Source organism: Pseudomonas frederiksbergensis (assembly GCF_900105495.1).
In the GTDB taxonomy this organism is placed as follows: Bacteria; Pseudomonadota; Gammaproteobacteria; order Pseudomonadales; family Pseudomonadaceae; genus Aquipseudomonas; species Aquipseudomonas frederiksbergensis.
Genome location: NZ_FNTF01000002.1, coordinates 1,858,468 through 1,884,711, shown reverse-complemented (window position 1 = coordinate 1,884,711; position 26,244 = coordinate 1,858,468). Strand labels below are relative to the sequence as shown.

The 26,244-nt window shown below is 54.9% G+C and carries 19 protein-coding genes, 1 other RNA gene and 6 pseudogenes; 22 read left to right on the top strand and 4 right to left on the bottom strand.

Features of this window, described 5'->3' with window-relative positions; genetic code table 11:
* Positions 1-107 precede the first annotated feature (107 nt).
* From ssrA to BLW70_RS08930, 7 genes are all read left to right on the top strand, one after another.
* Positions 108-501, top strand: a transfer-messenger RNA (tmRNA) gene (ssrA, locus tag BLW70_RS08965).
* A 186-nt stretch (positions 502-687) separates the two neighbouring features.
* Complete coding sequence (locus BLW70_RS08960; RefSeq protein ID WP_073844153.1) at positions 688-1,944, top strand: integrase domain-containing protein; 1,257 nt, start codon at positions 688-690, stop codon at positions 1,942-1,944.
* Positions 1,945-2,848: 904 nt separating this feature from the next.
* Positions 2,849-4,216, top strand: a complete 1,368-nt coding sequence (locus BLW70_RS08955) for a YfjI family protein (RefSeq protein WP_073844151.1) — start codon at positions 2,849-2,851, stop codon at positions 4,214-4,216.
* On the top strand, positions 4,200-4,559 hold the full coding sequence (locus BLW70_RS30135; RefSeq protein WP_073844149.1) for a hypothetical protein: 360 nt from the start codon (positions 4,200-4,202) through the stop codon (positions 4,557-4,559). The genes BLW70_RS08955 and BLW70_RS30135 overlap by 17 nt, the downstream gene beginning before the upstream one ends.
* Positions 4,537-5,517, top strand: coding sequence for an integrase domain-containing protein (locus BLW70_RS08945; RefSeq protein ID WP_073844147.1), 981 nt, complete (start codon positions 4,537-4,539; stop codon positions 5,515-5,517). Before BLW70_RS30135 ends, BLW70_RS08945 begins: the two co-directional genes overlap by 23 nt.
* Complete coding sequence (locus tag BLW70_RS31025; protein ID WP_073844145.1) at positions 5,514-5,792, top strand: hypothetical protein; 279 nt, start codon at positions 5,514-5,516, stop codon at positions 5,790-5,792. The genes BLW70_RS08945 and BLW70_RS31025 overlap by 4 nt, the downstream gene beginning before the upstream one ends.
* Before the next feature lie 479 nt (positions 5,793-6,271).
* Positions 6,272-7,159, top strand: coding sequence for a hypothetical protein (locus tag BLW70_RS08930; RefSeq protein ID WP_047882044.1), 888 nt, complete (start codon positions 6,272-6,274; stop codon positions 7,157-7,159).
* A gap of 105 nt (positions 7,160-7,264) precedes the next feature.
* Here the strand turns inward: BLW70_RS08930 and BLW70_RS08925 are convergent, their stop codons facing one another.
* The gene (locus BLW70_RS08925; RefSeq protein WP_073844143.1) at positions 7,265-8,179 is read right to left on the bottom strand and encodes a Kiwa anti-phage protein KwaB-like domain-containing protein; all 915 of its coding nucleotides are present in this window, start codon (positions 8,177-8,179) and stop codon (positions 7,265-7,267) included.
* A gap of 4 nt (positions 8,180-8,183) precedes the next feature.
* On the bottom strand, positions 8,184-8,690 hold the full coding sequence (locus BLW70_RS08920) for a hypothetical protein (protein ID WP_139273372.1): 507 nt from the start codon (positions 8,688-8,690) through the stop codon (positions 8,184-8,186).
* A 674-nt stretch (positions 8,691-9,364) separates the two neighbouring features.
* Here BLW70_RS08920 and BLW70_RS08915 point away from each other — a divergent pair.
* The 5 genes and pseudogenes from BLW70_RS08915 to BLW70_RS08895 form a co-directional block, all read left to right on the top strand.
* Positions 9,365-9,655 (top strand): annotated as a pseudogene (locus BLW70_RS08915) (IS5/IS1182 family transposase); the annotation flags it as partial.
* Between the two features lie 166 nt (positions 9,656-9,821).
* Positions 9,822-12,212, top strand: coding sequence for a type I restriction-modification system subunit M (locus BLW70_RS08910; protein ID WP_047882042.1), 2,391 nt, complete (start codon positions 9,822-9,824; stop codon positions 12,210-12,212).
* A complete protein-coding gene (locus BLW70_RS08905) occupies positions 12,209-13,501 on the top strand; it encodes a restriction endonuclease subunit S (protein ID WP_073844139.1) in 1,293 nt (430 codons plus the stop codon). Before BLW70_RS08910 ends, BLW70_RS08905 begins: the two co-directional genes overlap by 4 nt.
* A gap of 10 nt (positions 13,502-13,511) precedes the next feature.
* The gene (locus BLW70_RS08900; RefSeq protein WP_047882040.1) at positions 13,512-16,553 is read left to right on the top strand and encodes a type I restriction endonuclease subunit R; all 3,042 of its coding nucleotides are present in this window, start codon (positions 13,512-13,514) and stop codon (positions 16,551-16,553) included.
* 557 nt (positions 16,554-17,110) lie between these two features.
* Positions 17,111-17,365 (top strand): annotated as a pseudogene (locus BLW70_RS08895) (Arm DNA-binding domain-containing protein); the annotation flags it as partial.
* Here BLW70_RS08895 and BLW70_RS31020 read toward each other — a convergent pair.
* A pseudogene (locus tag BLW70_RS31020) lies at positions 17,363-17,563 on the bottom strand (phage integrase central domain-containing protein); the annotation flags it as partial. The pseudogenes BLW70_RS08895 and BLW70_RS31020 overlap by 3 nt on opposite strands.
* Before the next feature lie 94 nt (positions 17,564-17,657).
* On the opposite strand from BLW70_RS31020, the pseudogene BLW70_RS08885 reads away from it, so the two are divergent.
* The 8 genes and pseudogenes from BLW70_RS08885 to BLW70_RS29765 all read left to right on the top strand — a co-directional run bounded on the left by BLW70_RS08885 (position 17,658) and on the right by BLW70_RS29765 (position 23,087).
* A pseudogene (locus BLW70_RS08885) lies at positions 17,658-18,132 on the top strand (tyrosine-type recombinase/integrase).
* A gap of 524 nt (positions 18,133-18,656) precedes the next feature.
* Positions 18,657-19,064, top strand: a complete 408-nt coding sequence (locus BLW70_RS08875) for a hypothetical protein (RefSeq protein ID WP_074873622.1) — start codon at positions 18,657-18,659, stop codon at positions 19,062-19,064.
* A gap of 88 nt (positions 19,065-19,152) precedes the next feature.
* Positions 19,153-19,206 (top strand): annotated as a pseudogene (locus BLW70_RS31460) (hypothetical protein); the annotation flags it as partial.
* Positions 19,207-19,242: 36 nt separating this feature from the next.
* Entirely contained in the window at positions 19,243-19,929 is a 687-nt protein-coding gene (locus BLW70_RS08870; protein WP_074873620.1) for a methyltransferase family protein, read from the top strand.
* Positions 19,926-20,195 (top strand): DUF5676 family membrane protein, encoded by a 270-nt coding sequence (locus tag BLW70_RS08865; protein ID WP_074873618.1) that lies wholly within the window; start codon positions 19,926-19,928, stop codon positions 20,193-20,195. The genes BLW70_RS08870 and BLW70_RS08865 overlap by 4 nt, the downstream gene beginning before the upstream one ends.
* Complete coding sequence (locus BLW70_RS08860; protein ID WP_235864991.1) at positions 20,158-22,404, top strand: heavy metal translocating P-type ATPase; 2,247 nt, start codon at positions 20,158-20,160, stop codon at positions 22,402-22,404. Before BLW70_RS08865 ends, BLW70_RS08860 begins: the two co-directional genes overlap by 38 nt.
* Complete coding sequence (locus BLW70_RS08855; protein WP_074873614.1) at positions 22,401-22,619, top strand: hypothetical protein; 219 nt, start codon at positions 22,401-22,403, stop codon at positions 22,617-22,619. Before BLW70_RS08860 ends, BLW70_RS08855 begins: the two co-directional genes overlap by 4 nt.
* Before the next feature lie 156 nt (positions 22,620-22,775).
* A complete protein-coding gene (locus tag BLW70_RS29765) occupies positions 22,776-23,087 on the top strand; it encodes a DUF2933 domain-containing protein (RefSeq protein ID WP_083383352.1) in 312 nt (103 codons plus the stop codon).
* A gap of 145 nt (positions 23,088-23,232) precedes the next feature.
* Here BLW70_RS29765 and BLW70_RS08845 read toward each other — a convergent pair.
* Positions 23,233-23,532 (bottom strand): annotated as a pseudogene (locus tag BLW70_RS08845) (DUF411 domain-containing protein); the annotation flags it as partial.
* 156 nt (positions 23,533-23,688) lie between these two features.
* Between BLW70_RS08845 and BLW70_RS08840 the strand changes: the two are divergent.
* Positions 23,689-24,612, top strand: coding sequence for a hypothetical protein (locus BLW70_RS08840; RefSeq protein ID WP_074873610.1), 924 nt, complete (start codon positions 23,689-23,691; stop codon positions 24,610-24,612).
* 128 nt (positions 24,613-24,740) lie between these two features.
* A complete protein-coding gene (locus BLW70_RS08835; protein ID WP_074873608.1) occupies positions 24,741-26,147 on the top strand; it encodes a DUF2252 domain-containing protein in 1,407 nt (468 codons plus the stop codon).
* Positions 26,148-26,244 lie beyond the last annotated feature (97 nt).

Sequence of the window (26,244 nt, the reverse complement as noted above, 5' to 3'; positions counted from 1 at the left end):
CCCAACCCATGATCACTCGCGACCAACCTTCGGGTTGGCCTTCTGACGTGTGTTGGCGTACACTGCGCAGGCTTGTTGCTCACTTTGATTCACAGAGCTACAGGCTCGGGGCCGTTTAGGATTCGACGCCGGTTGCGAAACTTTAGGTGCATGCCGAGTTGGTAACAGAACTCGTAAATCCACTGTTGCAACTTTCTATAGTTGCCAATGACGAAACCTACGGGGAATACGCTCTCGCTGCGTAAGCAGCCTTAGCCCTTCCCTCCTGGTACCTTCGGGTCCAGCAATCATCAGGGGATGTCTGTAAACCCAAAGTGATTGTCATATAGAACAGAATCGCCGTGCAGTACGTTGTGGACGAAGCGGCTAAAACTTACACAACTCGCCCAAAGCACCCTGCCCGTCGGGTCGCTGAGGGTTAACTTAATAGACACGGCTACGCATGTAGTACCGACAGCGGAGTACTGGCGGACGGGGGTTCAAATCCCCCCGGCTCCACCACTTCATCATCTAAAGACGTCCACGGACGTCTTTTTTTGTGCCTGAAACCCAGTAAATACGGGGCTTTCACCGCCATTGGCTTCCACAGAAGCTTTTAGAGTTCCAGGCGTTTTGGTATCCCAGTTGGTATCCCGAGCCCACTGGTGCTATTTTTGGGATACCAAAACGGTGTCAGAGGTAGCTCTCATGCCTACTAATGCAGCCCGCCTATCAGACCGCCAACTCAAGGCAGTCAAGGCAACAGGAAAAGACTTCGTTCTCACTGACGGCGACGGCCTTCAACTCAGGGTCAGAGCCAGTGGCTCGATGATCTGGAACTTCAATTACCGCGCGCCGGTAACCAAAAGCCGCCTCAACATGGCGCTCGGCCCTTACCCAGCCCTCTCGTTGGCAAATGCCAGAAAGAAAGCAGCTGAGGCACGCGAACTGCTGGCGCAAGGCATCGACCCCAAAGCGCACCGCGATGAGCTAAGGCAGGCCAAGCTGGCAAAAACCGAGCACATATTCGAGAAGGTGGCCACCGCTTGGTTCGAGTTGAAAAAACACTCCGTCACAACGGCCTACGCCGAAGACATCTGGCGCTCACTCACGCTGCATGTTTTCCCCAGCCTCAAAGCCACACCCCTCGCAGACATCACCGCCCCCATGATCATCAAGCTCCTACGCCCGATCGAGGCCAAAGGCAGCCTGGAGACGGTCAAGCGACTTTCCCAACGTCTCAACGAAATCATGGCCTACGGCGTCAACTGCGGACTGATCTTCGCGAACCCGCTCAGCGGCATACGGGCAGCCTTCAAAAAGCCGCAAAAAGAAAACATGCCGGCACTTCCCCCCGAAGAACTACCCGACCTCATGGTGGCGATTGCCAACGCTAGCATTAAACGCATCACCCGCTGCCTCATCGAATGGCAACTGCACACCATGACCCGCCCTGCCGAGGCTGCCGGAACGGCCTGGGCAGAAATTGATTTCGAGAAACGCATCTGGACCATCCCAAAGGAGCGCATGAAAAAACGCCGAGCGCACCCCATCCCCCTGAGCGACCAGACGCTCGCGTTGCTAGAGACACTCAAACCCTATAGCGGCCACCGGGAACATGTGTTTCCGGCAGACCGAAATCCGCGTACTCACGCCAACAGCCAAACCGCGAACATGGCGTTAAAACGTATGGGTTTTCAGGATCGGCTGGTCAGCCACGGCCTGCGATCAATGGCTAGTACCATCCTCAACGAACATGGATGGGACCCGGAGTTGATTGAAGTCGCACTCGCCCATGTCGACAAAGACGAAGTCCGAAGCGCGTACAACCGAGCGGACTACATCGAGCGAAGACGCCCGATGATGACTTGGTGGAGCGACTACATTCAAAAAGCCGCCACCGGCAATTTGTCGGTGACGGCCATTCATGAAAACAAAAACGGGAACGTCATCCCGTTTCGTTAATCAGTTCCTACTGGCGACAGCGGCGACACTGGCGACAACCCACTTATTTAGCGGTCCTGCGCATGGCGACAAAGCGGCGACCGTCGCCACCATCTGCATCGCCCACAAGCTTTTAAGGCCCAGCCCCTGAGGGCAGGAAGGCTTTGCCTTCCCGCCCTCAGGGGCTCACTTTAAAAACCGACGAACGGCCCACTGTCCATTCAAAGCCACCGTCTTCCATACACATCCATCGCCTAAAAACCCCACCCCATACACGGTTGACCACCCTCCGAGCACGCGCTACACCAGAGCCGTAGAGCGCTGTCATCGACAGCATTGCCCAGGTAGCCAGGGATCTTTAAGGCTACGCCCTACAGTGGTGGTCCCAGCCATGCGCGCTCGCTTCCAATTAGGCGCGCAGTCACGCCCAACGTGATCGAAGCCAACTTATCCACAGTGCAAATGCGGCAGCCCACGCCCGTCTCTTTCTCCAGGAAAGAGACGGGCGCCGAAACCACTGCCGCAGCCCTTGCCGGGCAACACATTGCAGCGTTTGTCAATGTGACAATCGGCGTGACAAACCCCGATGTCACACGCAGCAGCAATGCAGATGATGGTGCCGCAGCCCACGGAATGGACTGCACCTGACTGACAGTCAGGCACGCCCTGGTCATCGCATTACTGCCTGCAACAGACTCAGGATCTCGCGGCGCTGGTCTCGTCAGCCAACGCAGCCTCCACCCGCCCACCGTTATCGGTGCTCAGGAGGCAAGATCATGAGATGCCCAAGCTCCCGGTCGTAAAGAGCCGCCCGTCCCGCGTAAGTGGACACCCTCACAGGCTGCAGGGGCCTTGATCCCTGATAACACTCAACAACCGTGGCGGGGAGAGTGAGGGGGAAATTCGAAGCACCAGGAGAATGACGATGCAATTGTGCGAAGCGTTTGACCTGCCACAGCCGCTGCTGGAATACCGGCCCGAGCCGCTGGCGTATCCGGTCGAAGCGTTGGGACAGATATTAGGACCAGCCGTCGAACGCATGGCAGAGGTGATCGGCGTGCCCTGCGCCATGGCTGCGCAATCGGTGTTGGCCACTGCCGCCCTGGTGGCCCAGTCGCACGCCAATGTGCATCTCGATGGCCGTGTTTATCCGTTGTCCCTGTACATGCTGACGGTGGCATCGTCGGGTGATCGGAAAAGCGCAGTGGATCATCTGGCGCTGGCGGCTGCGCGTGAGTGGGAGCGGCGGCAGTGGGCGTTGTATTTGGAACAACTGAAATCCAATCGCGCCGCCATTCGAGGAAAGCACGAAGCTCGTGAGTTATCCGACCCCATACCGCCCAGGTTGATCATCGCCGAGCCCACCATTGAGGCGCTGATCAAAAACCTATGCCAGGGCTTGCCCAGCATGGGGTTATTCAACGATGAGGGCGGCCAGTTTCTGGGCAGCAGCACCATGAGCAAAGAGAACCAACTCAAGGCCATCACCACCCTGTCAGCACTCTGGGACGGCAGCCCCATCGACCGGGCGCGCTCCATGCCTGGCGAAAGCCTGCGAGCTTATGATCGTCGCCTCAGTCTGCATCTGATGCTGCAACCTTACCTGGCCACCCAGCTACTCACAGACCGGATGATCAACGGCCAAGGCATCCTTGGCCGTTGCCTGATCAGTTGGCCCGAACGCCTAGTGGGGCGACGCTTGTACAAGGCGGTCGACCTTACGCGAGATGCCAGGATCCAGCGCTACCAAGCGCGCATTACCGCTCTGCTGGATAAGCCGCTGTCGCTACACAACGACGGCTCACTTAACCCTGACAGGCTGGAACTGACACCCAGCGCTCGCGGTGCCTGGATCGATATTCACGACACCATCGAATGCCAATCTGGTGAGTTTGGCGAGCTGGCCGGCATTCAATCTGTCGCCGGGAAAGCAGCCGCCAATGTACTGCGTATCGCCGGGGTATTGGCGGTGATTGAAGACGCGCCCGTAGTGGACGAACCCCATATCCAGCGCGCCTCGACGCTGATGGATTACTACCTGGCCGAAATCCAGCGCCTGACGGAGCAAGAACCCATCAACAAGTTACGCGAGGAGGCGGATCGACTGCTGCGCTGGCTGACGCAAAAAGGCTGGACCCAATTTACCGTCCGCGACCTCAATCGCAATGGCCCCCGCTTTGCCCGCAAAAGCAGTCATCACACCATTACGCTGCTGGTCGAATTGATCTCACATAGCTGGCTGGACTCTTCTGACGGAAAGACCTTCGAGGTGCGCCATGTTCCGCCTCAATGACGCGGTGCGCCGTTACCAGGCGCAGCATCAGACACGACCTGCATTGCGGAGTGTCGCCACTTCCGTCGCCGCCTTGTCGCCATGCTTCAGAGCAGCAACTACAAGGGTTGTCGCCACTGGCGCCGTTGTCGCCACACCCGCCTTAGGGCCTGTCAACATCGGCCAACTGATCCACCAACTGCGCGAAGAGGGAGCAATGCTGCGGCATCAGCAAAACGCCCTGATTATTCGTCCCGCACATTGGCAACAAGTGAACAAGATCAGCGCCCACTGGAAAGCGGTGCTGCGCTTTCTGCAAGACAATGAAAACGGTGAAGCCGATGGCATTGGTCGGCCGACGTGACGGGCGCAACTTTGGCTACGGCCGTCAGCTCAGCTATGCCGGCCCACAAGCGCTGAAAGATCTGTTTGCCGGCGGCCACTTCGCTACGGTCAAAGCACACAGTGATCGCTGGCAGGCTTTCGTGAAGTGGTGTCGGTCAGCGGACGGCCCCGGTTACAACGACGCCCGCCAGATAGATCGCAGTACCTTGCACAGCTACGCCACACACCTGCGTCAGCAAATCCAACAAGGTGAAATCTGCATCGCCACCGCGCAGAACCGCCTGAGTAGCGTAAACCGTACCCTCGCAGCACTACGCGGCGACCAGTACGTGAAAATCGCCAGCCCGAGCAAGGCACTCGGCATGCAGCGATCAAGCGTACGCACCCGCGCACCGAATGGCCAAGATCACCAACAACTGAGTCGAGTGATTGAAGCGCTTCGCGAACAGCAACACCACCGCGTCGCTGCGATTGTCTGCTTGGCCCGCGCAACCGGCATGCGCTTGCGCGAAACGATCTTGGCTGACCTGCCACGTTTGCAACGTGAGGCTAAACACTTAGGCCGCATCAATATTCAGGATGGGACCAAAGGCGGCCGGGCTGGAGCTTCAGCAGCGCGCTGGATCATCGCAAATAACGAGGTTAAGGCAGCCTTGCAGATGGCTCGTCACGCCTCGCCACCCCACAGCCGCAATTTGCTGGCCGAAGGTGAAAGCTACGCCAAGTTCCAGCAACAGACGGTGAGGCCAGCCCGTGAATTGCTTCAGAAGCTGGGACTGAAGGGGGTTCATGAATTTCGAGCGGCTTATGCGTGCGAGCGCTACATACAGCTCACGGGCCACGCGGCCCCCGTCAATGGTGGCCGATGCTATCGCATCGACCACGCTCTGGACCAAAGCGCGCGACGGCAAATTAGTCTTGAGCTTGGGCACAATCGAATCGAGGTGGTTTCGGCTTACATTGGGGGTAGAGCGTGAGCAAGCCTTTCGATATGGCACTTTTCCTGGGTGGAGTACTGAACGGTTCGACAGCCACGCAGCAAAGACACATTCGACAAGCTCGTATCATGCAGGCAGCTATCCAACAGAGGTGGCAGCGCGATAACCCTTGGGGCTGGCACTTCAAGCATGTGCGTTGGTTTTTGGTACACCAGCTGAAGGACCGCTCAGAAGCCACCCGTTACTACTACAGGCTCACCGCACAACTTATCTCGAAAAGATTAGGCCGGAGCTGGCTTTGCCTTGATATCTAAGCGCCGACCGTCCCGGCCACATAAGTGGCCCTCCACGTTGACATTTCCCTTGACAAATGGTTATCTCGATAAAGACCATGGTACTTAGTGCCGTTAAGAGCCGTCTAGGTGCATGGGGCCGGTGAAACAGGCCCCATGCACCTAGACGGCACCCTAACCCATGCATTTCGTCGGCTAATCCCTTGCAACCACAGCCCTTCGCCTATAAATGCGCCAACTGAATGTGCTAACCTCAAATCCAAGTCTATTTCCACCCTTATGGGTACTTTCGCCATGATCAGCGGCCACCAGCATTCAAAAGACCTTAGCTTTGCGGAAATGATGAGCCTTAAAAGCAGCTCACGTGACCGCCAGGTTGATGCTGTCTATGCTGCAGACCCTGAGATGCTTGAAATGGCTGCTGCCCGTGCCAAAGCCGCCCTTCGTGGCAACTCTGCTTCAATCGCTCGCCCACTACGATTCTCTGCGCTAAGCAACTGATGCCCGAAGCGGCAAACGAAGACGCTCCGTTCGCCTTACTTGAACGTTCAGAGCTCTTCGCATTTCTGCTCGATCTAATTCAGCGCGTCTACCGCCCCTCAATTCAATCAGCTGTCACCGATTACGGCCTTGTGATCGTTGGCGGGCAATCGCTTACGCTTTGGGCCCGGCAATACCTCATCGACGAAATGACAGGCGAGGATGTCGGATTCGTCACTAGCGATGATTTGGACTTTATCGGTAAACCCAACTCTATTGATTATTGCGCCCGCGTGATGGGAGTCCCTTTTCGCAAGGCTAAGATGGACGACAACACTATAAACATTGCCGCCGCGTATATTGACTGGGTTGACGGTAAAGAGGTCATTGTCGATATCCTGGAAATGGACAGCGTCGGGGGCGCGCCTCAAAAAGAGATTTTCAAGTATTTATCTGTCCTGGATATCGAAGGTGTGCAGATCGCCGTCATCGACCCCATCACATGTCTGAAGTCTCGTTTATTCAATTTATTCTCTTACTGGCAGGATCGGCCACATCGGGAATCCGTGCGGGTGACGATTGCACTTCGCGCGTCGAACCATTATCTGCGCGACCTGCTGGTAAATGATGGGTATCGAGTCATATCAGAGCATATCCGCCGGATCAAGGCCTTAGCCCTGACACCGCTCGGCAAGCGTGTTTATGTCGAATATGGAATCGACGTGCTGGATGCCATCCCCTACGATCCGGCGCTATTCCCAACCGCCTACATGGATCGGGAACGACCGAACATGCTTCGCCAAATAGGTGATGCACGCCGACGGAAGTTAATTCAGTACCAACGATTCGCTTGTGGTCCTATTCACCTGAGCCATCTTCATCCCGCGGTAGAGAACGATCCAAGATAAGAGAATCTGGATAACGCAAAACACTCACGCGGTCATCTCATCGACTCTGCAACCAAGGATGGTGACGGAGACAAGGCCACAGCTATAATAGCTACCGATAGAGTATTAAATATTTTCAATATTTTGTACGTCGTAATACTCTCCAGAGAAACGGGAAAACAACCGATGATTGAGAAGAGCCAAAAAAATGTACTTACAACTTTCGGCGCTTGGCACTATTTTCCCGTTCAAATCAAAATCAATTAGCAGTTGCATTTCCACAGCATTATTACGAATATTTTGTATATAAACATCATTATTGTAGTGGGCCTTTTGCTTAATTGCGGAGGCTCTTCTTAACTGAATCTTATTGTTTCCCACATAGGCATCAATCTCATCCATACTGGAAAACAATGATGAAAATTTCGGCTCCAGCTTTAACAACCCAAAATCTTCTTTATGAGCCTCTTTATAGCTTAATATTGACTCCGTCTTATTTTTTTGCTTAGCAATTACATCGCCGTCAAAAATGAAAAAATCTATACTCTTAGAAATATTAAAAGTTGGCGTATTATCGATATCCAGAGCATTGTCTTTGAATACCGCCCTATATGCGCCAGCCAGCTTCTTTAACTTCCAAGAGTCATCGGTCGATTTTACTGCATAGAGAGAATTTTGATCATCAAGAGTAAGCCTTATTGCATAAAAATGGGCATTCTGTATATCTTTAAGTTTTTTCACCTTCTTTTCATCGCGAGCCACGCACTCTTGTATCAATTGTCCTGCATGTGTTTCATCTGCTGGAATCGACAAGACACTAGTTTCGTTATTTTCGGCGAGCAGCGAGTATTCTCGAATTTCTTCGACACTTTGGACTGCAGCATTGACATTTTCTTTTATTTTAGCATCCAAAAGTTCAGAAGTCTCAACCCAGCGCCCTGTGTAAACTATTTTACCCGCGCGAGTAGATCTCTTGAAAACCCACAGAGTAACAGTTGAATTGAGGACATCAAACGCTTTCAATGCTAAAAGATCGGCCATAATGTTAGTCTCGTTGTTTTAGAATTTTGACTTTATCAATACTGCTATAACGAAGAACATCACCAGTTAACGGTTGAAACTTAGCCAAACAACCTTCTGCATTCGATATAGAGTCGCCTTCATATCGATACTTTATTTCGTAATGTCCCCAACCAAACGCAACCAGCGCAGGATTTAAAATCACTTGCCCCGACTTGTAAGTCAGCCAAAATATCCAAGCCAGAAATATAAAAAAACCCAGAAATTTACCCGTCTCTTGATAATCCAAACTCATAAATGAAACCACATAAGGCAAAACGTAGTTCATTAGATCTGCTGGAACATGCTTGCACTCTTCCACAATGATTTTCCGCTTTGGTGTGGCGAGCCAAATTGTTCCTAATGATATTGAGAGCGAAATGAGACAGAGGGTAAAAAAACCAAGTGCTAATAAGGGATGCTTTAACGGCAGCTCACATTGACTGGCGAAATTTTTCCAGTCTGAGCACAGACTTTGAGCAGTCGAACCCATTGTAAAATCTTGGACGAGTAAGATCATGCTCAGGGGAAGGTAAGATCCTAAGTAGATCAATAATGCGACTAAAATCCTTGTCTGCATTTTGTAAATAGTCCTGAATCTGGTGATCTTTATTTAAAGGATTCTGGTGGCGGTCAGCCCCACAAAAACGCCACACAGCTCACTAAACTAGACAGAGCCAAGCTAGCATATTGCCATCTACAGGTCTAACCCTCCTGCGTTCTTTATCGGTTGGCGTTCAAGTTGCTGGCGGCTTCCTATCCGACAGCGGCGCGATCCTGGGTCACCAACAGACGCTCGTAGTAGAGCATGCCGATCTATCGATCCAGCACACGAGTACTCCAGTTTTGCGTGGCGGCCTCAGTCATATATCACCGGCGGCGCTACCAACCTTGAGCAAGGTGCGGTAATAGATCTAGCTCAATTCGGTACGCAATCCGTTCCAAATTGGTAAGGCCATCGTGACCTAATCCCTGAGCAAGAGCGCGGTTGAAGTAGCGTTTCAGGACATCGCAGCGGGTCACACTGCAAGCCCGTACTTCGTCCAGCCTATTGGTTATTGTCGTCTTTCTTTGCTGCCTGTGCGGAGGTTGGAGCTTTCGGCTGCGTAATATGTCAGGAATGACGCTGTGACTGTTACCGCTGACCGAAAACTGACCCGGTAAAGGCTGGTTGCCGACAAGGGCTATAACGCAGAGGCATTTCGTCAGCACTCTGACCGTTATCGAATGCAGCCAGTCATCCCGCTGCGCAAGATGATACGTAAGCCAAAGCCCGCGGCACCCCGCCGGCTCAACAAGCCCCAATACACGAGACGAGACATCATTGAGCGGATGTTCTGCTGGCTGAAAGACAACCACCTGATTGGTAACCGCTACGACAACCTCGCGGACAGCTTTTCTGCGATGCTCTCGCTGGACTGTTCGCTGCGGTGTTTACGACAGCTGGTTTCGTACAGAGTCCAGACCTCACCGAATGTTCGTATTCATGGGTCTCCTTTAATGGATTTGACAAGTAAAAAACACCACGGTGGCCGAGTCTGTAACGCTCATGGATAATGGTGGGTTTACGGCCGTTCAGCTACACGTCGCGCCCCTTTGACACCAGGACAATAGCCCCTTCCCCATGAACCATTACGCACATACCAAACTTGTCTCATTCATTTGGTCTATCGCGGATGACTGCCTTCGCGACGTTTACGTCCGGGGCAAATACCGTGACGTCATCCTGCCGATGGTTGTTCTGCGTCGCCTCGATACTCTCCTCGAGCCCACCAAGGCCGAAGTCCTGGAGGAGGTCCGCTTTCAGAAAGGCGAAATGAAGGCGACTGAGCTGGACGATGCACCGCTAAAGGCGGCCTCTGGCTACGTATTCTTCAACACGAGCAAATGGACACTGAAGCTGCTGCATGCAACCGCCACTAACAACCAACAGATACTGCTGGCCAACGTGGAAGACTACTTGAACGGGTTCAGCGACAACGTCAAAGAGATCATCTCGCGCTTCAAGCTACTGGAGCAGATGCGGCACATGGCAAACAAGCAGGTCTTACTGGACGTGCTAGAAAAGTTTATCTCGCCCTACATCAACCTCACGCCACATCAGGTCGAAGACCCTGACGGTAACACCCTGCCAGCCCTCAGCAACCTCGGCATGGGCTATGTCTTCGAAGAGCTGATCCGCAAGTTCAATGAAGATAACAACGAGGAGGCGGGCGAGCACTTTACTCCGCGTGAAGTGATCCACCTTATGACCCACCTGGTCTTCGACCCGATCAAGGATCGGCTGCCCCCCGTTATGACCATCTATGACCCCGCCTGTGGTAGCGGCGGCATGCTAACGGAGTCGCAGAACTACGTCATTGACCCCGATGGTTTGATCAAAGCTACCGGCGACGTCTATCTGTACGGTAAGGAAATCAACGACGAGACCTATGCCATCTGCAAATCCGACATGATGATTAAGGGCAACAACCCCGAAAACATCAAGGTCGGCTCCACCCTGTCCACCGATGAGTTCGCCGCCCAGCGCTTTGATTTCATGTTATCCAACCCGCCCTACGGCAAAAGCTGGAACAGTGAACTCAAATACATCAAGGACGGCAACGACGTCATCGACCCGCGCTTCAAGGTCGAGCTGAATAATTACTGGGGCACCAGGGAAACCAAAGACGCAACCCCCCGCTCCAATGACGGCCAACTGCTATTCCTGATGGATATGGTGGGCAAGATGAAGTCCACCAAGGACAGTTCCATAGGCTCGCGTATCGCCTCGGTCCACAACGGCTCCAGCCTGTTTGCAGGCGATGCTGGCAGCGGCGAGTCCAACATCCGCCGCCACATCATCGAAAACGACCTGCTCGACACCATCATCCAGTTGCCGAACAACTTGTTCTACAACACCGGCATCACCACCTATATCTGGCTGCTGACCAACGCCAAGCCCGCAGCACGACAGGGCAAGGTGCAACTGATCGACGCCAACCCGCTATTTCGTAAGCTACGCAAAAACCTTGGTGACAAGAACTGCGAATTCGCTCCTGAACATGTCGAAGAAATCACAAGCGCCTATCTTGCTTTCCAATCGGTCGAACGGAAGCTGGATGCCAACGGCGACCCCACCGGCATTGCCGTGCAGATCTACGACAACACCGATTTCGGCTATCACAAGGTCACTATCGAGCGCCCCGACCGCCGCCGCGCCCAGTTCAGCGCTGAACGGCTTGCTCCCCTGCGCTTCGATAAATCCCTGCGCGAACCGATGGAGTATCTGTGGGAAGCACACGGTGAGGCGGTCTATGAGCCGGGCTTCCTGAATGCGCATGCTAAGCCGGTCATGGAGTGGTGCGAAGAGCAGGGCATCACCCTGAACGCCAAGGCCCGCGCCAAGTTAATTGATACCGCCAACTGGAAGCGTCTGCGCGAATTGCTCGATCACGGACACCAGTTGATGCAGGCCATCGGTACGGATGAAACTGCCGACTACAACGAGTTTTGTGATCGCATTAGCAAGGTGCTGAAGACCCGAAAGATCAAGCTGTCAGCGACCGAGAAGAACGCCATCTTGAATGCGGTGAGCTGGTATGCCGAGGACGCAGAAAAGGTGATAGACAAATCTCTTCGCTTTACCGACCTGGAGCTCGCATCGGTAGCTGCGCAGCTAGGCTGCGACGTATCAGCGCTAGGCGATTTTGGCTTTTATGCACAGGCCGATGGCACCTGGCTGACCTACGCCTCAAACACCGACCTCCGCGACAGCGAGTCTGTGCCGCTGAAGGACAGCATTCACGGCTACTTCCTGGCCGAGGTGAGGCCCTATGTCGAAGAGGCCTGGATCAACCTCGACTCGGTCAAAATCGGATACGAGATCAGCTTCAACAAATACTTCCACTATCACAAGCCGCTGCGGAGTTTGGGCGAAGTTACGGCGGATATTCTGACGCTGGAGCAGCAGGCTGACGGACTGATCTCGGATATTTTGGGTGTCCCGATGGCGGCGTTGTCGGAGGTGGGATGATGGATAGGTTTGGGTTCGAGCAGTACGAAAGCTACGCAGAAAGTAATGTTAGATGGATTGGTAAATTACCATCGCATTGGAAAGTTGAGCGAAGCAAATGGCTTTTTTCTGACCGCAAAGAGCGCGCAAGACGGGGCGAGCCACAACTTGCAGCTACTCAAAAATACGGCGTGATTCCTCAATCGCAATTCATGGAGATTGAGGGACGCCGAGTGACCCAAGTCTTTCTTGATTTTGACATTCTAAAACATGTTGAATCTGGCGACTTCGTGATGAGCATGCGTAGCTTCCAGGGCGGAATTGAGTACTCTGAACACACGGGGTGCGTTAGTTCAGCATATGTCGCTTTGCGACCTGGACCGCGCGTAGAGCCAGCCTTTTTTCGCTATCTACTTAAAAGCACCAGATATATTGAGGCCCTACAAAGCACATCCAATCTAGTGCGTGATGGGCAGGCGCTTCGCTTTGACAACTTCTCGGCGGTCGACCTATTCATCGTTCCCATTGAGGAGCAGCGTTCGATCGCGACATTCTTGGACGAGAAGTGCGCCAAGATCGATGTAGCTGTGAAGATCAAGGAAGACCAGATCACGCTGCTACGCGAGCGGCGTCAGATCATCATTCAGGAAGCCGTAAACCGCGGCCTGAATTCCGCCACTCCATTGAAAGACAGCGGCATCGACTGGATTGGCCAAATCCCAGCGCATTGGGAGGTGCGGCGCAGCAAGTTTGTCTTCACGCAACGCAAAGAGTTGGCGCGAAAGGATGACATTCAGCTTTCTGCCACCCAATCCTATGGGGTTATTCCTCAAGAGAAGTTTGAGGAGCTGGTTGGTCGCAGGGTCGTGAAAATCCAGACGAACCTCGAAAAACGCAAGCACGTAGAGTTGGACGACTTCGTGATCAGCATGCGCAGCTTCCAAGGCGGCCTGGAGCGAGCTTGGGCGGCGGGCTGCATCAGGTCCTCCTACATTATTTTGCGACCGCACGAGGAGATTTGCCCGACCTTCTTCGGCTACCTTTTCAAAAGCCCTCGATATATTAAAGCCCTGCAAACAACTGCAAGCTTCATTCGCGACGGGCAAGACTTGACCTTCGAAAATTTCGCGATGGTCGACCTTTTCCTTCCACCCATCAATGAACAGCGTGAGATTGCGGACGAAATCAAAAGAAAATGCGAGAAGGTTGAGAATGGTATTGCCATCAAAGAACGCCAGATCGCCGCGCTCAAGGAATACAAAGCCAGCCTAATCAACGCGGCCGTCACCGGCAAGATCAAGGTTATTTAAGGGATAGTATATGGTCAGCAATACTAGGGAAGTTGCACTCGAGCAGGCGATTCAGAAATATCTGACCGGCTGGACGACCGAAGAGCTGGCAGGCAAGCCCGTGCCGGTTGGCGGCGGCCCCTATAGCATCGGCCTGCCCGGTGACTTCAACGCCCAGTATGCGCTAGACACTGCCATGTTCTGGCAGTTTTTGGAGTCGACACAGGGCAAGGAGCTGGCCAAGCTGCAATCGCGCAACCCATCAGATTGGCAAGCTAAGATCCTTGAGCGCTTTGATCGGATGATCAAAAGGCACGGCCTGCTGCATCTGCTGAAAAAGGGTCTATCGGTCGATGACGCGTTCTTCTCACTGATGTACCCCGCTCCGCTGGCCAGCTCTGCCCCCCGCATCCACGAAAACTTCGCTGCCAATATTTGGAGCATCACTCGACAGGTCCGCTATTCGCAGAGTAACCCTCTGGAAGAAATCGACATGGTACTGTTCCTGAACGGCATACCCTTGGTCACGGTCGAGTTAAAGAACGCCTGGACTGGGCAAACTGCCCGCTTTCATGGCCAGAAGCAGTACCACGAAAAACGCGACGCCACCCAGCCTCTGCTGCAATTTGGCCGCGCACTTGTGCATATGGCGGTGGACACCGACGAGGTGTTCATGACCACCAAGCTTACCGGGGCCTCGACTTTCTTTCTGCCGTTCAACAAGGGCCACAACAATGGCGAGGGCAACCCGCCGAACCCCAGCGGCCACAAGACCGCCTATCTGTGGGAAGAGGTGTTCCTGCCCGCCAGCCTTGCGGGCATCATCCAGCATTTCGTTCTGCTGGAGGGCAAAGCCACCGATCCGCTGGCGAAGAAATCGCTGATCTTCCCGCGCTATCAGCAGTTGGACGTGGTGCGCCGCTTGCTGGACCACGCGTCCACCAACGGTGTCGGCCACAGCTATCTGATCCAGCATTCGGCGGGATCAGGCAAATCGAACTCGATCACCTGGGCGGCCTATCAGCTGATCGACGCGTACCCCAATAGCGTCGGCCTCCCTGGCGCCAAGGGCCTAGACCAGCCCTTGTTTGACTCGGTTATTGTGGTGACGGACCGGCGCTTGCTCGATAAGCAGCTGCGCGACAACATCAAGGACTTCTCTGAGGTCAAGAACATCGTCGCCCCAGCGCTGCGTTCAGCCGACCTAAAATCCGCGCTGGAGAACGGCAAGAAGATCATCATCACGACAATTCAGAAGTTCCCCTTCATCATTGATGGCATTGCGGACCTAAGCGAAAAACGATTCGCCGTGATCATCGACGAGGCGCACAGCGGTCAAAGCGGCCAGGCCCATGACACCATGAACCGCGCGATGGGTGCCGGGGACACCGACCTGGACGAGGATGATCCGCAAGACCGAATCCTGGCGGCGATGCAGTCCCGCAAAATGCGCGGTAACGCGTCCTATCTGGCCTTTACCGCAACGCCTAAGGCGACCACGCTTGAGAAGTTTGGCGAACAGCAATCCGACAGGAGCTTCAAGCCATTCCATCTTTACAGCATGAAGCAGGCCATTGAAGAGGGTTTCATCCTCAATGTGCTGGCTAACTACACGACCTATAAAAGCTATTACGAAATCCAGAAGTCCGTGGAGGGAAACCCGCTTTTTGACACCCAGAAGGCTCAGAAGAAGCTGCGGGCCTATGTCGAACGCAGCCAGCACACGATCAACACCAAGGCCGAGATTATGCTGGACCATTTCATCCCACAGGTCGTGAATGCCAAGAAGCTTCGCGGCAAGGCCAAGGGGATGATCATTACCCAGAATATCGAATCCGCAATCCGTTATTACAAGGCTGTAAACAAGCTGCTCGACGCACAAGGAACCCCGTTTAAGGCGTTGATCGCTTTTTCGGGAGAGAAGACCGTCGATGGGTTGAAGCACACCGAAGCCGAAATGAACGGCTTTCCTGAAAGTGAGACGCGGGAAAAGTTCGACACTGACGACTATCGGCTGCTGATCGTGGCCAACAAGTATCTGACCGGGTTTGACCAGCCCAAGCTGGCTGCGATGTATGTGGACAAGAAGCTGCAGTTCGTCCTAGCCGTCCAAGCCCTGTCTCGCCTGAACCGTTCGGCCCCAAAGTTGGGCAAGCGAACGGAAGATCTGTTCATCCTCGACTTCTTCAACAGCGTCGATGACATCAAGACGGCCTTCGATCCCTTCTACACCGTGACAACGCTGTCCGAGGCGACCGACGTCAACGTGTTGCACGAGCTGAAGGACGCACTGGACCAAGTTGGAGTATACGAGTGGCAGGAGGTCGAAGACTTCGTCACACGTTATTTTGCCGGTGAAGATGCCCAGGCCCTCAGCCCGATCATCGATGTTGCAGCCAATCGCTTCAACACTGAGTTGGAGTTGCTGGACCCCGAGAAGATCGACTTCAAGATCAAGGCCAAGCAGTTCGTGAAGATCTACGGTCAGATGGCGTCGATCATCCCGTTTGAAGTGCTGGTGTGGGAAAAGCTGTTCTGGCTGCTGAAGTTTCTGATTCCCAAGCTCATGATCGAAGATCCCAATCAGGATATGCTCGACGAACTGCTTGAGGCCGTTGACCTGTCATCGTATGGCTTGGAGCGCACGAAGCTGAACCAGGAAATCGGCCTCGACGATTCCGACACGGAACTGACGCCGCAAAACCCGAACCCACGCGGCAACCGCGACGGCGATCCGGAAACTGATCCGCTGGATGAAATCATTCGCAGCTTCAACGAGCGGTGGTTTCATGGCTGGAGCGCGACGCCTGAGGAGCAACGTGTCAAGTTCGTCAACATCGTCAACAGCATCCGCGCACACCCGGACTACACAGCCAAGTACGAGGACAATGCTGACCCTTACAATCGCGGCCTCGCATTGGAAAAGATGCTCCAGGACGTGATGCTGAAAAGGCGAAAGGACGAGCTGGAGCTCTATAAGCTGTTTGCCTCTGATCCGGCGTTCAAAGCGGCATGGAGCCAGAACATCGAGCAGGTGCTCAAAAAGAACTTGGACAATCAGGCCAGCGCATAAAGCGAAAAAACTGGGGGAGTCTACCGGCTGCACAAGCACGCAGACGGCGACTATAGCCTCGACCCAGCCACCGCTGTAGTCAGAGGTAAGACCCATGATTCGGAGAAGACGCGGGTGTCGGAGATCATCAAGGCGCTGAGAGACAGCTTCGTTGCTGAGGTAAGGGGTTCTTTACCGACATCGCTAATCACATCAGCCGGCAAAAGGATTTGATGGCTCATGGTCACGAAGCGTGCTGGTCAGATCGAATGCAAACGTGTGGGCAAGTGGAGTGCAGTATTCCAATTGGTATTCCAATTAAAAATTTGGAACTATATTGATCTTATAAATCAATATTTTACGCGACGGATTCAAATTACCCCGGCCCACCACTTCAACATCTAAAGACGTCCACGGACGTCTTTTTTTGTGCCTGAAATCCAGTAAATACGGGGCTTTCAGCGCTTATGGGAGCTTTGGAGAGTTTCTGAGTTCCAGGCGGTTTGGTATTCCCAATGATTTTCCAAGGCATCCGGTGCTTTTTGGGGGATACCAAAACGGTGTCAGAGGTAGCTCTCATGCCTGCTCCAGCCCTCCGCCTTTCCGACCGCCAGTTCAAGGCAGTCAAAGCTAAAGCCAACGATTACGTCCTCAGCGATGGTGACGGCCTGCGCCTCCGGGTCAGGAGCAACGGCTCAATGCTGTGGAACTTCAACTACCGCGATCCGATAACCAAGAACCGTATCAACATGGGACTGGGCACTTATCCAGAGCTCTCGTTGGCGAACGCTCGAAAGAAAGTCGTTGAGGCACGTGAGCTACTTGCACAAGGAAATTTTCGAAAGCGGCGTTGTTTTCAGGTCCGGAATACATGCAGTGTGAGCGACCGCCAAATGTCCTCGGCGTACGCTGGGGGTGACGGAGTCCTTCTTCAGCTCAAACCAAGCGGCAGCAACGTTCTCGAATGTGTGTTCTGTCTCCGCTCGCTTGGCTTCGTTCTGAATGTTGCGTTGCACCTTGGGATCTATCGCTATCACCTGATGAGCTTCCGGAGCTCATGCTGAAATTGCCAACGCCACAATCAAAAGAACGACCCGCTGCCTGTTCGAATGGCAGTTGCACACCATGACCCGTCCTGCCGAAGCGGTAACCACCCGATGGGTAGACATCGACTTCGACAGACGGATCTGGACCATCCCCCCCGGAGCGCATGAAAAAACGTCGCCCGCATAACATCCCATTGTCTGAACAGGCACTCGCGCTGCTGGAGGCACACAAGTCCCACAGCGGCCACAGGGAGTACGTGTTTCCGTCGGACAGAAATCCACGTACCCACGCCAATAGCCAGACTGCCAACATGGCGTTGAAACGTATGGGTTTCCAAGACCGCTTGGTCAGCCACGGCATGCGCTCCATGGCCAGCACCATCCTGAATGAGCATGGCTGGGATCCGGAACTGATCGAGGCTGCTGAGCATGAAGTCTCCGTTCACCACCGATTCAAGGCGAGCCTTGACCTCAACATCGAACCATCCATTAGTTTGATTTTGATCAACCTCTCCTTGGCTTTGCTAGCTAGACTGAAAATCAATACGACGTAATAAGTCGAGGGTGTACTTCATGTACTGGTTCCGCCGTCACCGCCAAAGCCTATTACACCTCATCCTTGTGGGATGGGTGCTAGCTGTGGCCGTGATGGCAATCCAGGGTTGTCTGGTGCAACCGAATCACAATATAGCCGCGCCACACCATGCCGAGCAGCATGTAGTGGATGGTCATGCTCTCCACACCAGTGGTTGCCTTCAAAACTGTGAGGACACTGCCACGGCGATAAAACCTGCAGCGCAGATTCCTGCGTTGGATCCTATCCAGTGGGCCGTTCTTTTACTGTTAACTGCTGCAGTAGTAATGTGGGTGCTTGCCCCTGAGAAAAAAACCTCCTTCGCCACTCTTGTGCTGAAGCGCCCCGCCCCACCGAAAGTCCCAGCCCGCCTGACTTTCGTCCGTTTCAACGATTAACCCCCCCTGCCTCAGAGTGACAGAGCACTGATTGCTCTGTCCTGCTGCGTCGCTTTTTTGCGGCTCGGTTATTCCTGCTTACCTCCCACAATCTCAGGAGTTCACCATGCAAATGCATTCTAAATTCGTTCTAGCTGCCATCTTGGCTAGCAGCGCACTCATTGCCTCTGCCGAGGATGCGCATCATCCAGCCGATGCACCCGTTGACTCAGCCGAGAACACAGCCTCCGCATCGACGGACATGACAAAAGCCATGACCGAGCAAATGCAGAAAATGCAGGCAGCACATGACAAAGCGGCATCGGCTAAAACGCCTGTTGAACGCCAAGCCGCCATGCAAGAAGGCATGAAAGTGATGAAGGACAGCATGGCCATGATGGGCAAGGAGCAGAGTGCAATGGGTTGTATGGGCATGTCTGGAGCTAAGGACGGCGCAGGCAAAGGAATGATGGGCATGATGATGCAGATGATGGAGCAGCAGTCGTCGATGATGGAAATGCCAATAAAAAAGTAAATGTGCAGTAGCGCTGCGGCACATCACATGGGGCTGGTGCTGGCTGGGTTAACGCAGATCGCACCCGTCTGATGTGTGTTGAGCCTGCCCACTTGTGCACCTGTTTATGCCCCACGACCACGGCGACCATCAGCAAAAGGCGAACAGCAAACACACGCGGCAAAGAGGAGTACCTACCATGAACCATACCGAATCGGCCTACGGTCTCTGGTCGCTGGTCATCATCAACTCACTGGTGTTTATCTTGTTCGCCTTCAGCTTCGTCCGGCCGAAGACGAGTCGCGATTGGCGCTCCTTCGGCATGTTCTCGGCGTTCCTGGTGGCTCTGTTTACCGAGATGTACGGTTTCCCGCTGACGATCTACCTGTTGATGCCCTGGCTCACTCGCAACTTCCCCGGTATCGACTTCCTCTCGCACGATGCAGGGCATTTGCTCGAAACCGTTCTGGGCTGGAAGGTCAATCCGCACTGGGGACCATTTCACATTATCAGCAACCTGCTGGTCGCTGGCGGCTTCTGGTTATTGGCGGCCGCGTGGCGCGTGCTCTACAAGGCCCAAGGTAGTGGGCAACTCGCGCTCGAGGGGCCCTATGCGCGGATCCGTCACCCGCAGTACGTTGGCTTCGTGCTGATCATGTTCGGCTTTCTATTGCAGTGGCCGACATTGATCACCCTGGTGATGTTTCCAATCCTCCTGCTCGTCTACGCCAAGCTCGCGAAGCGGGAAGAACGGGAGATGCTTGCGCACTTCGGCGATGCCTACCGCACTTACTGCGAACAGACGCCGGCGTTCCTGCCCTGGTCAACCCCCCGCAGTCCCGACATCCCTACTGACGCGCCTCCCAGTTCAGGAAAACAATCATGAACGCTCCCTGGAAAACCGGCATTGCTCTGGCCCTGACCATGGCCATTTCCTACACGGTCTGTGCGCTGCTCTATGCGCTATGGCCGGCGCAAGGTATCGCTTTTCTCAACGCCTTGTTCCATGGACTCGACTTTGGTCGTCTTCAAGCCCCGCAAGACTACGGGTTAACGGCTTTCGTCGGGCCACTGCTGGTCTTGACCGTATGGGGCGCGATAGTCGGCACCTTGTTTGCCTGGCTGTCCGGCAAGCTCTGTGGCAAGTCTTGATAGCCGCTTCAGGCAGGAGACAGTGATGAACGAATCACACATGCAGCATAGCCAGCACCAGCCGGCGTTTGCATCAGGGAACATGGCGAAAGATCCGATCTGCGGAATGATGGTCGATAAGACCACAGCGTTGTCACGGGAACGTGGTGGGCGCAGCTATTACTTTTGCAGCGATACCTGCCTGCGCACCTTCGAGTCGCCAGAAAGAGAACTGAAGGCGATGAAAACCCGCGTGACTATCGCCCTCACCGGTGTACTGGCCCTGGCGCTTTTGCGTGCGGGCGCCTTCATCGCGCTGGCCGCCGGTGCCACGCTACTGACTTGGGTACCGATCCCTGCGCTCCCTTGGTTCACTTGGGGTATATGGCTTTTCCTGTTGGTCACTCCGGTGCAGTTCATCGGTGGCTGGAGTTTCTACAAGGGGGCGTGGAACGCCATTCGCACCCGTAACATCAACATGGATTTCCTGATCGCCCTCGGCACATCGGTCGCCTATTTCTACAGTGTCGCGGTGCTGTTCTTCCCCGACGTCCTGCCGGTGAAGGTGGCCGAGCGCGACGTCTATTTCGAAGTGTCGGCGGTCATCATCGCCTTCGTACTGCTGGGTAGGTACATGGAGGAGATCATCAAGAAAAAGTCCTCGGCCGCAGTACGGCGCTTACTCGATCTCAAACCGGCGATCGCGCATGTGATTCGTGACGGGCAAGAAGTCGACTTGCCCGCTGAAAGCGTCATGGCCGGCGAGTTCCTGATAGTCAAGCCAGGCGAAAAAATCCCTACCGATGGCGATGTCAGTGACGGTCAGTCAACGGTAGATGAGTCCATGCTGACCGGCGAGTCGATGCCGGTCGACAAACACCCGGGCAGTCCGGTGATCGGAGGTACGCTCAATGGCAGTGGTGTGCTCACTTTCAAGGCGAGCAGGATCGGTGCCGATACCGCACTGGCGCAGATCATCAGGATGGTCGAGGAGGCACAGAGCAGCACCGCGCAGATCCAGCGCTTGGCCGATCAGGTCACTGGCTATTTTGTGCCTGCGGTGGTGGCCGTCGCGCTGTTGGCGCTGGTCGGCTGGTCTCTTGCGGGGAATTTCCCGCAGGGGCTGTTGGCCTTTATCGCGGTTCTGATCATTTCCTGTCCCTGCGCACTCGGCGTGGCGACGCCCGCCGCGTTAATGGTCGGTGTTGGCAAGGGGGCTGATAACGGCATCCTTATCCGGGGCGGCGAAGTACTGGAGCGGGCAGAAAAACTGAGTACGGTGGTGTTCGACAAAACCGGCACCATTACCCGAGGCGAACCCAATGTAACCGACGTGATTTCGTTCGGCACAGCGTCGGAAAACGAGGTCTTGAAGCTCGCTGCCGCCGTGGAGTCCGGTTCAGAACATCCGCTGGGAGCTGCGATAGTGCGCGCCGCCCGGCATCGCGACATCAGCCTGCCGAAAGCGACCGGCATCAATGGCATCGCCGGTCACGGCATCGAAGGCAGTATCGACAGTCGCAAAATCTGGCTGGGCAATCGGCGTTTATTCGCCCGCCAAGGCATTGCAACCGAGGCGGCCGAGGAGCACCTCATCCGCCTGGAAGCCGATGGCAAGACCGCCATGCTGGTCGGTGTCGACGACCGTTTGGTTGGGGTGATTGCGGTGGCCGACACCATTAAACCCGAAGCGGCTGAAGCCGTTGCGGCATTGCAGGCAAGCGGCATCAAGGTCGTGCTTCTGAGCGGTGACAACCACCGTACTGCCGAAGCGGTCGCGCGACAGGTTGGCATTGAGCGAGTGATTGCCGAGGTCTTGCCGGACGACAAGGTCGCAGTGATCCGTCAATTGCAAAGCGAAGGGCAGGTCGTGGCCATGGTTGGTGATGGTGTCAACGATGCACCGGCACTGGCCACCGCTGACATTGGCATCGCCATTGGCTCGGGTTCCGATGTAGCGAAGGAAACCGGCGGCATCATCTTGCTCAAGAACGATGTACGCGACGTGGTCAACGCGATCAAGCTGTCGCGCGCAACCATGGTCAAGATCAAACAAAACCTGTTCTGGGCATTCATCTACAACAGTATCGGCATTCCAATCGCGGCCTTTGGACTGCTTAATCCCATCATCGCTGCCGCCGCAATGGCACTCAGCTCCCTATCGGTAATCGCCAACTCCGCGCTGCTGAAGCGTGCCCGCATTGGCTTGAGTCAGGAGGCTAAATCATGAACCGCGAAGTTTTAATTATCTGTCTTTTAGTGAGTATTGTGGGCATTGCAACGGTGGTTTACCTGTTGGGGCTGACCGGCAAATCGTTCGCCATAGCAGCAATTTTCCTGCTGTGCCCGGTCTTGGTCGGGGTGCAACTTTTTCGCGGCATGCGCCAATTTGATAAGGACATGGCCGAGGCTCATCGGCAACTGAAAAGGAAGAATCTGCCTTGATGCTTTATGCGACTCACCGCCCTAAATATCCAACGCATTGGACACATAAACCGATGCTCTGGCTCGCTATGCTCACATCTACGATAGCGCTTAAGCAGAATTGGAAGTGGCCTTACGTTATAGCCGTCCCTCCCGTTCCCTCCAAGGAGTGCCATCATGAATCAACATAACTTGCCCCAGCACCGCGCGAGGGGAACTAACTGGTACTTTTTAGGCTTCCTGGCCATCGCCGGTTATTTCCTGTTCACCGAGCACAGGGCTCACGTTCTTCCGTATCTGCCATTCCTGCTACTACTGGCCTGTCCACTGATGCATTTTTTCATGCACCGTGGGCATGGGCATGGGCATGGCGGACATGAGCATGGTGAAAGTGGTGAGCATGACAGTTGCTGTGGCCATCAGCACACCAGCGCTCGCAATAGCCAGGAGCATGATCACGATGGTCTACCCGATAACAAGACGAAGTAACCCGATCGTCCACATTTGATCCGTTGACAGGCAATCTCCATTCATAGCTGAGACTGAAGGTGCAGAGTTATCGTCGATGTTCACCTCGAACTGCGTGCGTCATGGCTATGTCGCTAACCATGCGGGACAGGATTGAGGAGCCAGATTAGTTTCCGGGGTATTCAGCAATGACCTGGTCTGCGCCTGCTTTGGACAAGCCGATTACCCGGTAAGCATCATGTTTCCCGTTGACTTCCATGCCTGGAGATCCAGCCGGCATGCCATGAACGGCGATCCCGAGAAGGTCGTCACGTTTGCTCATCGCAATGATTTGCTCGGCGGGCACGTGACCTTCAACAAACTTTCCATTGATCATTGCTGTGTGGCAGGACGAGAGTCGTGGAGCAACACCGAGAGCTTTCTTGACGGCGCTAATGTTGGTTTCTAAATGGTCACAAACCTTAAATGAACAGCATTACCGCCAAGTGCGGGCTTTGTTGCATCTGGGGTTTGGTCAATTCTGCAGGCAGCATCACCATCACCCGGCAAAACATTCCTACGGCTCCTATGCTGCGGTGCACCTGCAACCACTTGAGCAACAACTTCACTCAGGAAGATCAACATGAACATATGGATCGCAGCCGTCCTGGCCGTCATGGTTTCGGTGCATGTACACGCCGCCACCGAGATCGCCCCTCATGTCGAGCAGGTCGCCTTCAAAAAGGGCTCCGACACTGTAAAGTTCGCCCATTCCATCAAAGGCCCGCTCACCGCGCAGTACCGTCTGAACGCGAAGGCCGGCCAGATGATGACTGTGGACTTCAAGTCTTCCAACGCCTCTGCCTACTTCAATATCACCGCGAAAGGTGCGGACTATGCGCTCTTTAACGGATCGATCATGGGCAATCACTTTTTGGGCCCCTTGCCCGCCGATGGCGAATACACGGTTCAGGTATACCTGATGCGCAACGCCGCTCGGCGCAATGAAGTGGCCAACTACAGCCTTTCATTAAGCCTGAGCGCCGGTGATGCGACGAACAGCAATCAGCCGTTCGACCAGACACTTGAATTGCAGGGCATTGGTTTTCATGTGAAGAGTGTGTCGGTCGATGGAAATCGCGCTCTACACATTGCGCCCCAAGGTCTGGAAATCGATAACTCAGAGATCGTACGCCCCCTCACCGGCACCATCGTCCGAGCCGAGGTCGCCGACCTTGATCGCAATGGCTCCCCAGAGATTTACGTGTTCATCAGGTCTCCGGGGCGCGGGATGCCCGGCGAGCTCATTGCTTACGCTGCCAACCGCAAGAAGTCGCTTAGCGAGATTTATCTGCCAGCTGTCAGCGAGAACCCGAAAACAGCGGTCGGCTACCAGGGCGAGGATGAGTTTGCCGTGGTGGAAAATACGTTGGTGCAGCGGTTCCCGGTTTATGACAGTACGGATGCCGATGCAGGCAGGACGGGGAAAATCCGGCAGGTTCAGTACACCTTGATGCCTGGTGAGGCTGGGTGGGTTTTGAGGGCTTTGGGGACGACTGAGTATTGAAGGGTGCTCGCTGGCAAAGTGGTTCCCGTTCGTCCCTGCGGTCAAAGCCCGAACACTTCGGATGAAGACGTGAAGCCCTTCTACACTCATCTCTCACACGTTCGAAAACACTCATCAAACGAGCCCCCATGACCACCCTCAAAGACCGCTTGAAGCAAGGCAAGGATGCTCGCAAGAACTGCTCCCGCGGTTCGCAGGCAGCCCTGGGGAAAATAAATCGCGACCCGCTGCCGCTGATCAAAACGTCCAGTGAAGGCCGCATCAAGTCACTGGTCGAGTTGCGCTACGGCCGCATGCTGGTCTCGCCGTTCACCTTCTACCGCGGCAACGCGCTGCTGCAAGCCCACGACTTGGCCGCAACTCCCAGCATGGGTCTGGTATCGCCGATCTGCGGCGACAGTCATCTGATGAACTTCGGCGGTTTTGCAACGCCGGAGCGCAATCTGCTGTTCAGCATCAGCGATTTCGACGAAGCCCATCCCGGCCCTTGGGAGTGGGACTTGAAACGGCTGGTGGCAAGTTTCGTGGTGGCGGCGCGCGACCTGCGTCATGGCGACACGGTCGAAGAAACGGTCTGCCGCCAAGTGGTCGGCGCCTACCAGCAGACCATGCTCGAATGCGCCGAACAAAGCGCCATGGAAACCTGGTACGAGTCCATCAGCTACCGCGATCTGCGGCAACAAGCGAGCAAAGCGACCCTGGAGCATGTAGAGCGCGCCATCGAAAAAGCTGAACGGCGTACCCATGCTGAACTGCTACCGAAAATCAGTGAACGTGACGCACAGGGCCGTCTGGTCATTCGCGATGACCTGCCGGAAATTTTCCATTTACACGAAAACTCCACACTGCTGGATGCCGACGACGACTGGTTGCGCTTGTCGCACTGGCGTGCACTTTACGACGCGTTCATGCGCGACTATCCCGGTACGCTGCAAGCCGACCGTCGCGAGCTGTTGGCGCGTTTTCACGTTCAGGACATGGCGTTCAAAGTGGTCGGTGTGGGCAGTGTCGGGACGCGATGCCTGGTGGCACTGCTGACCGACGATCAGGAGTTCCCGCTGTTCCTGCAGTTCAAGGAGGCCCGTCGTTCGGTGCTTGCCAGTTATGTGAAGACTAAATCGCGAGTGCGGCATAACGGTCAGCGCGTGGTCGATGGCCAACGGTTGATGCAATCGGCCAGTGACCTGTTCCTTGGCTGGACCACCGGCCCCAGCGGTCGACACTTCTATGTGCGCCAGTTGCGCGACATGAAAGTCTCGGCGGAACTCGAGACGTTCGACGCTGAAACCTTCGCCGCCTACGGCCGCGTTTGTGGTCGCGCGTTGGCCCGCGCCCACGCAAAATCGTCGGGTAACGCCGCACACATCAGCGGCTACATCGGCAAGAGCGATGCGCTGGCCGACGCGTTGTTCAAGTATGCGCAAAGCTATACCGCGCAGAATGACCGCGACTTCGAACGATTCCAGCAGGCCTGCCGCAAGGGCCGTTTGCGGGCGCGATCGGAAGCGGACTTTGCGGCGGATCATTTGCCGTAGGTGAGTCTCACGGGCGTGAAGCGGCGAGCACTCATCGACATGAATTTTTCTTCACCCCACGACCTTTCAGCAACGGGTACATTGCGCTCGCTCATTC

What these genes read in the sequence shown, in the direction of transcription:
- BLW70_RS08835 (WP_074873608.1), top strand. Translation starts at nt 24,741, where the DNA reads ATGACCACCCTCAAAGACCGCTTGAAGCAAGGCAAGGATGCTCGCAAG.
- BLW70_RS08865 (WP_074873618.1), top strand. Translation starts at nt 19,926, where the DNA reads ATGAACGCTCCCTGGAAAACCGGCATTGCTCTGGCCCTGACCATGGCC.
- BLW70_RS08925 (WP_073844143.1), bottom strand. Translation starts at nt 8,179, where the DNA reads ATGGCCGATCTTTTAGCATTGAAAGCGTTTGATGTCCTCAATTCAACT.
- BLW70_RS08955 (WP_073844151.1), top strand. Translation starts at nt 2,849, where the DNA reads ATGCAATTGTGCGAAGCGTTTGACCTGCCACAGCCGCTGCTGGAATAC.
- BLW70_RS08945 (WP_073844147.1), top strand. Translation starts at nt 4,537, where the DNA reads ATGGCATTGGTCGGCCGACGTGACGGGCGCAACTTTGGCTACGGCCGT.
- BLW70_RS08960 (WP_073844153.1), top strand. Translation starts at nt 688, where the DNA reads ATGCCTACTAATGCAGCCCGCCTATCAGACCGCCAACTCAAGGCAGTC.
- BLW70_RS08840 (WP_074873610.1), top strand. Translation starts at nt 23,689, where the DNA reads ATGAACATATGGATCGCAGCCGTCCTGGCCGTCATGGTTTCGGTGCAT.
- BLW70_RS30135 (WP_073844149.1), top strand. Translation starts at nt 4,200, where the DNA reads ATGTTCCGCCTCAATGACGCGGTGCGCCGTTACCAGGCGCAGCATCAG.
- BLW70_RS08905 (WP_073844139.1), top strand. Translation starts at nt 12,209, where the DNA reads ATGATGGATAGGTTTGGGTTCGAGCAGTACGAAAGCTACGCAGAAAGT.
- BLW70_RS08875 (WP_074873622.1), top strand. Translation starts at nt 18,657, where the DNA reads ATGCAAATGCATTCTAAATTCGTTCTAGCTGCCATCTTGGCTAGCAGC.
- BLW70_RS08870 (WP_074873620.1), top strand. Translation starts at nt 19,243, where the DNA reads ATGAACCATACCGAATCGGCCTACGGTCTCTGGTCGCTGGTCATCATC.
- BLW70_RS08920 (WP_139273372.1), bottom strand. Translation starts at nt 8,690, where the DNA reads ATGGGTTCGACTGCTCAAAGTCTGTGCTCAGACTGGAAAAATTTCGCC.
- BLW70_RS08855 (WP_074873614.1), top strand. Translation starts at nt 22,401, where the DNA reads ATGAACCGCGAAGTTTTAATTATCTGTCTTTTAGTGAGTATTGTGGGC.
- BLW70_RS08930 (WP_047882044.1), top strand. Translation starts at nt 6,272, where the DNA reads ATGCCCGAAGCGGCAAACGAAGACGCTCCGTTCGCCTTACTTGAACGT.
- BLW70_RS29765 (WP_083383352.1), top strand. Translation starts at nt 22,776, where the DNA reads ATGAATCAACATAACTTGCCCCAGCACCGCGCGAGGGGAACTAACTGG.
- BLW70_RS08900 (WP_047882040.1), top strand. Translation starts at nt 13,512, where the DNA reads ATGGTCAGCAATACTAGGGAAGTTGCACTCGAGCAGGCGATTCAGAAA.
- BLW70_RS08910 (WP_047882042.1), top strand. Translation starts at nt 9,822, where the DNA reads ATGAACCATTACGCACATACCAAACTTGTCTCATTCATTTGGTCTATC.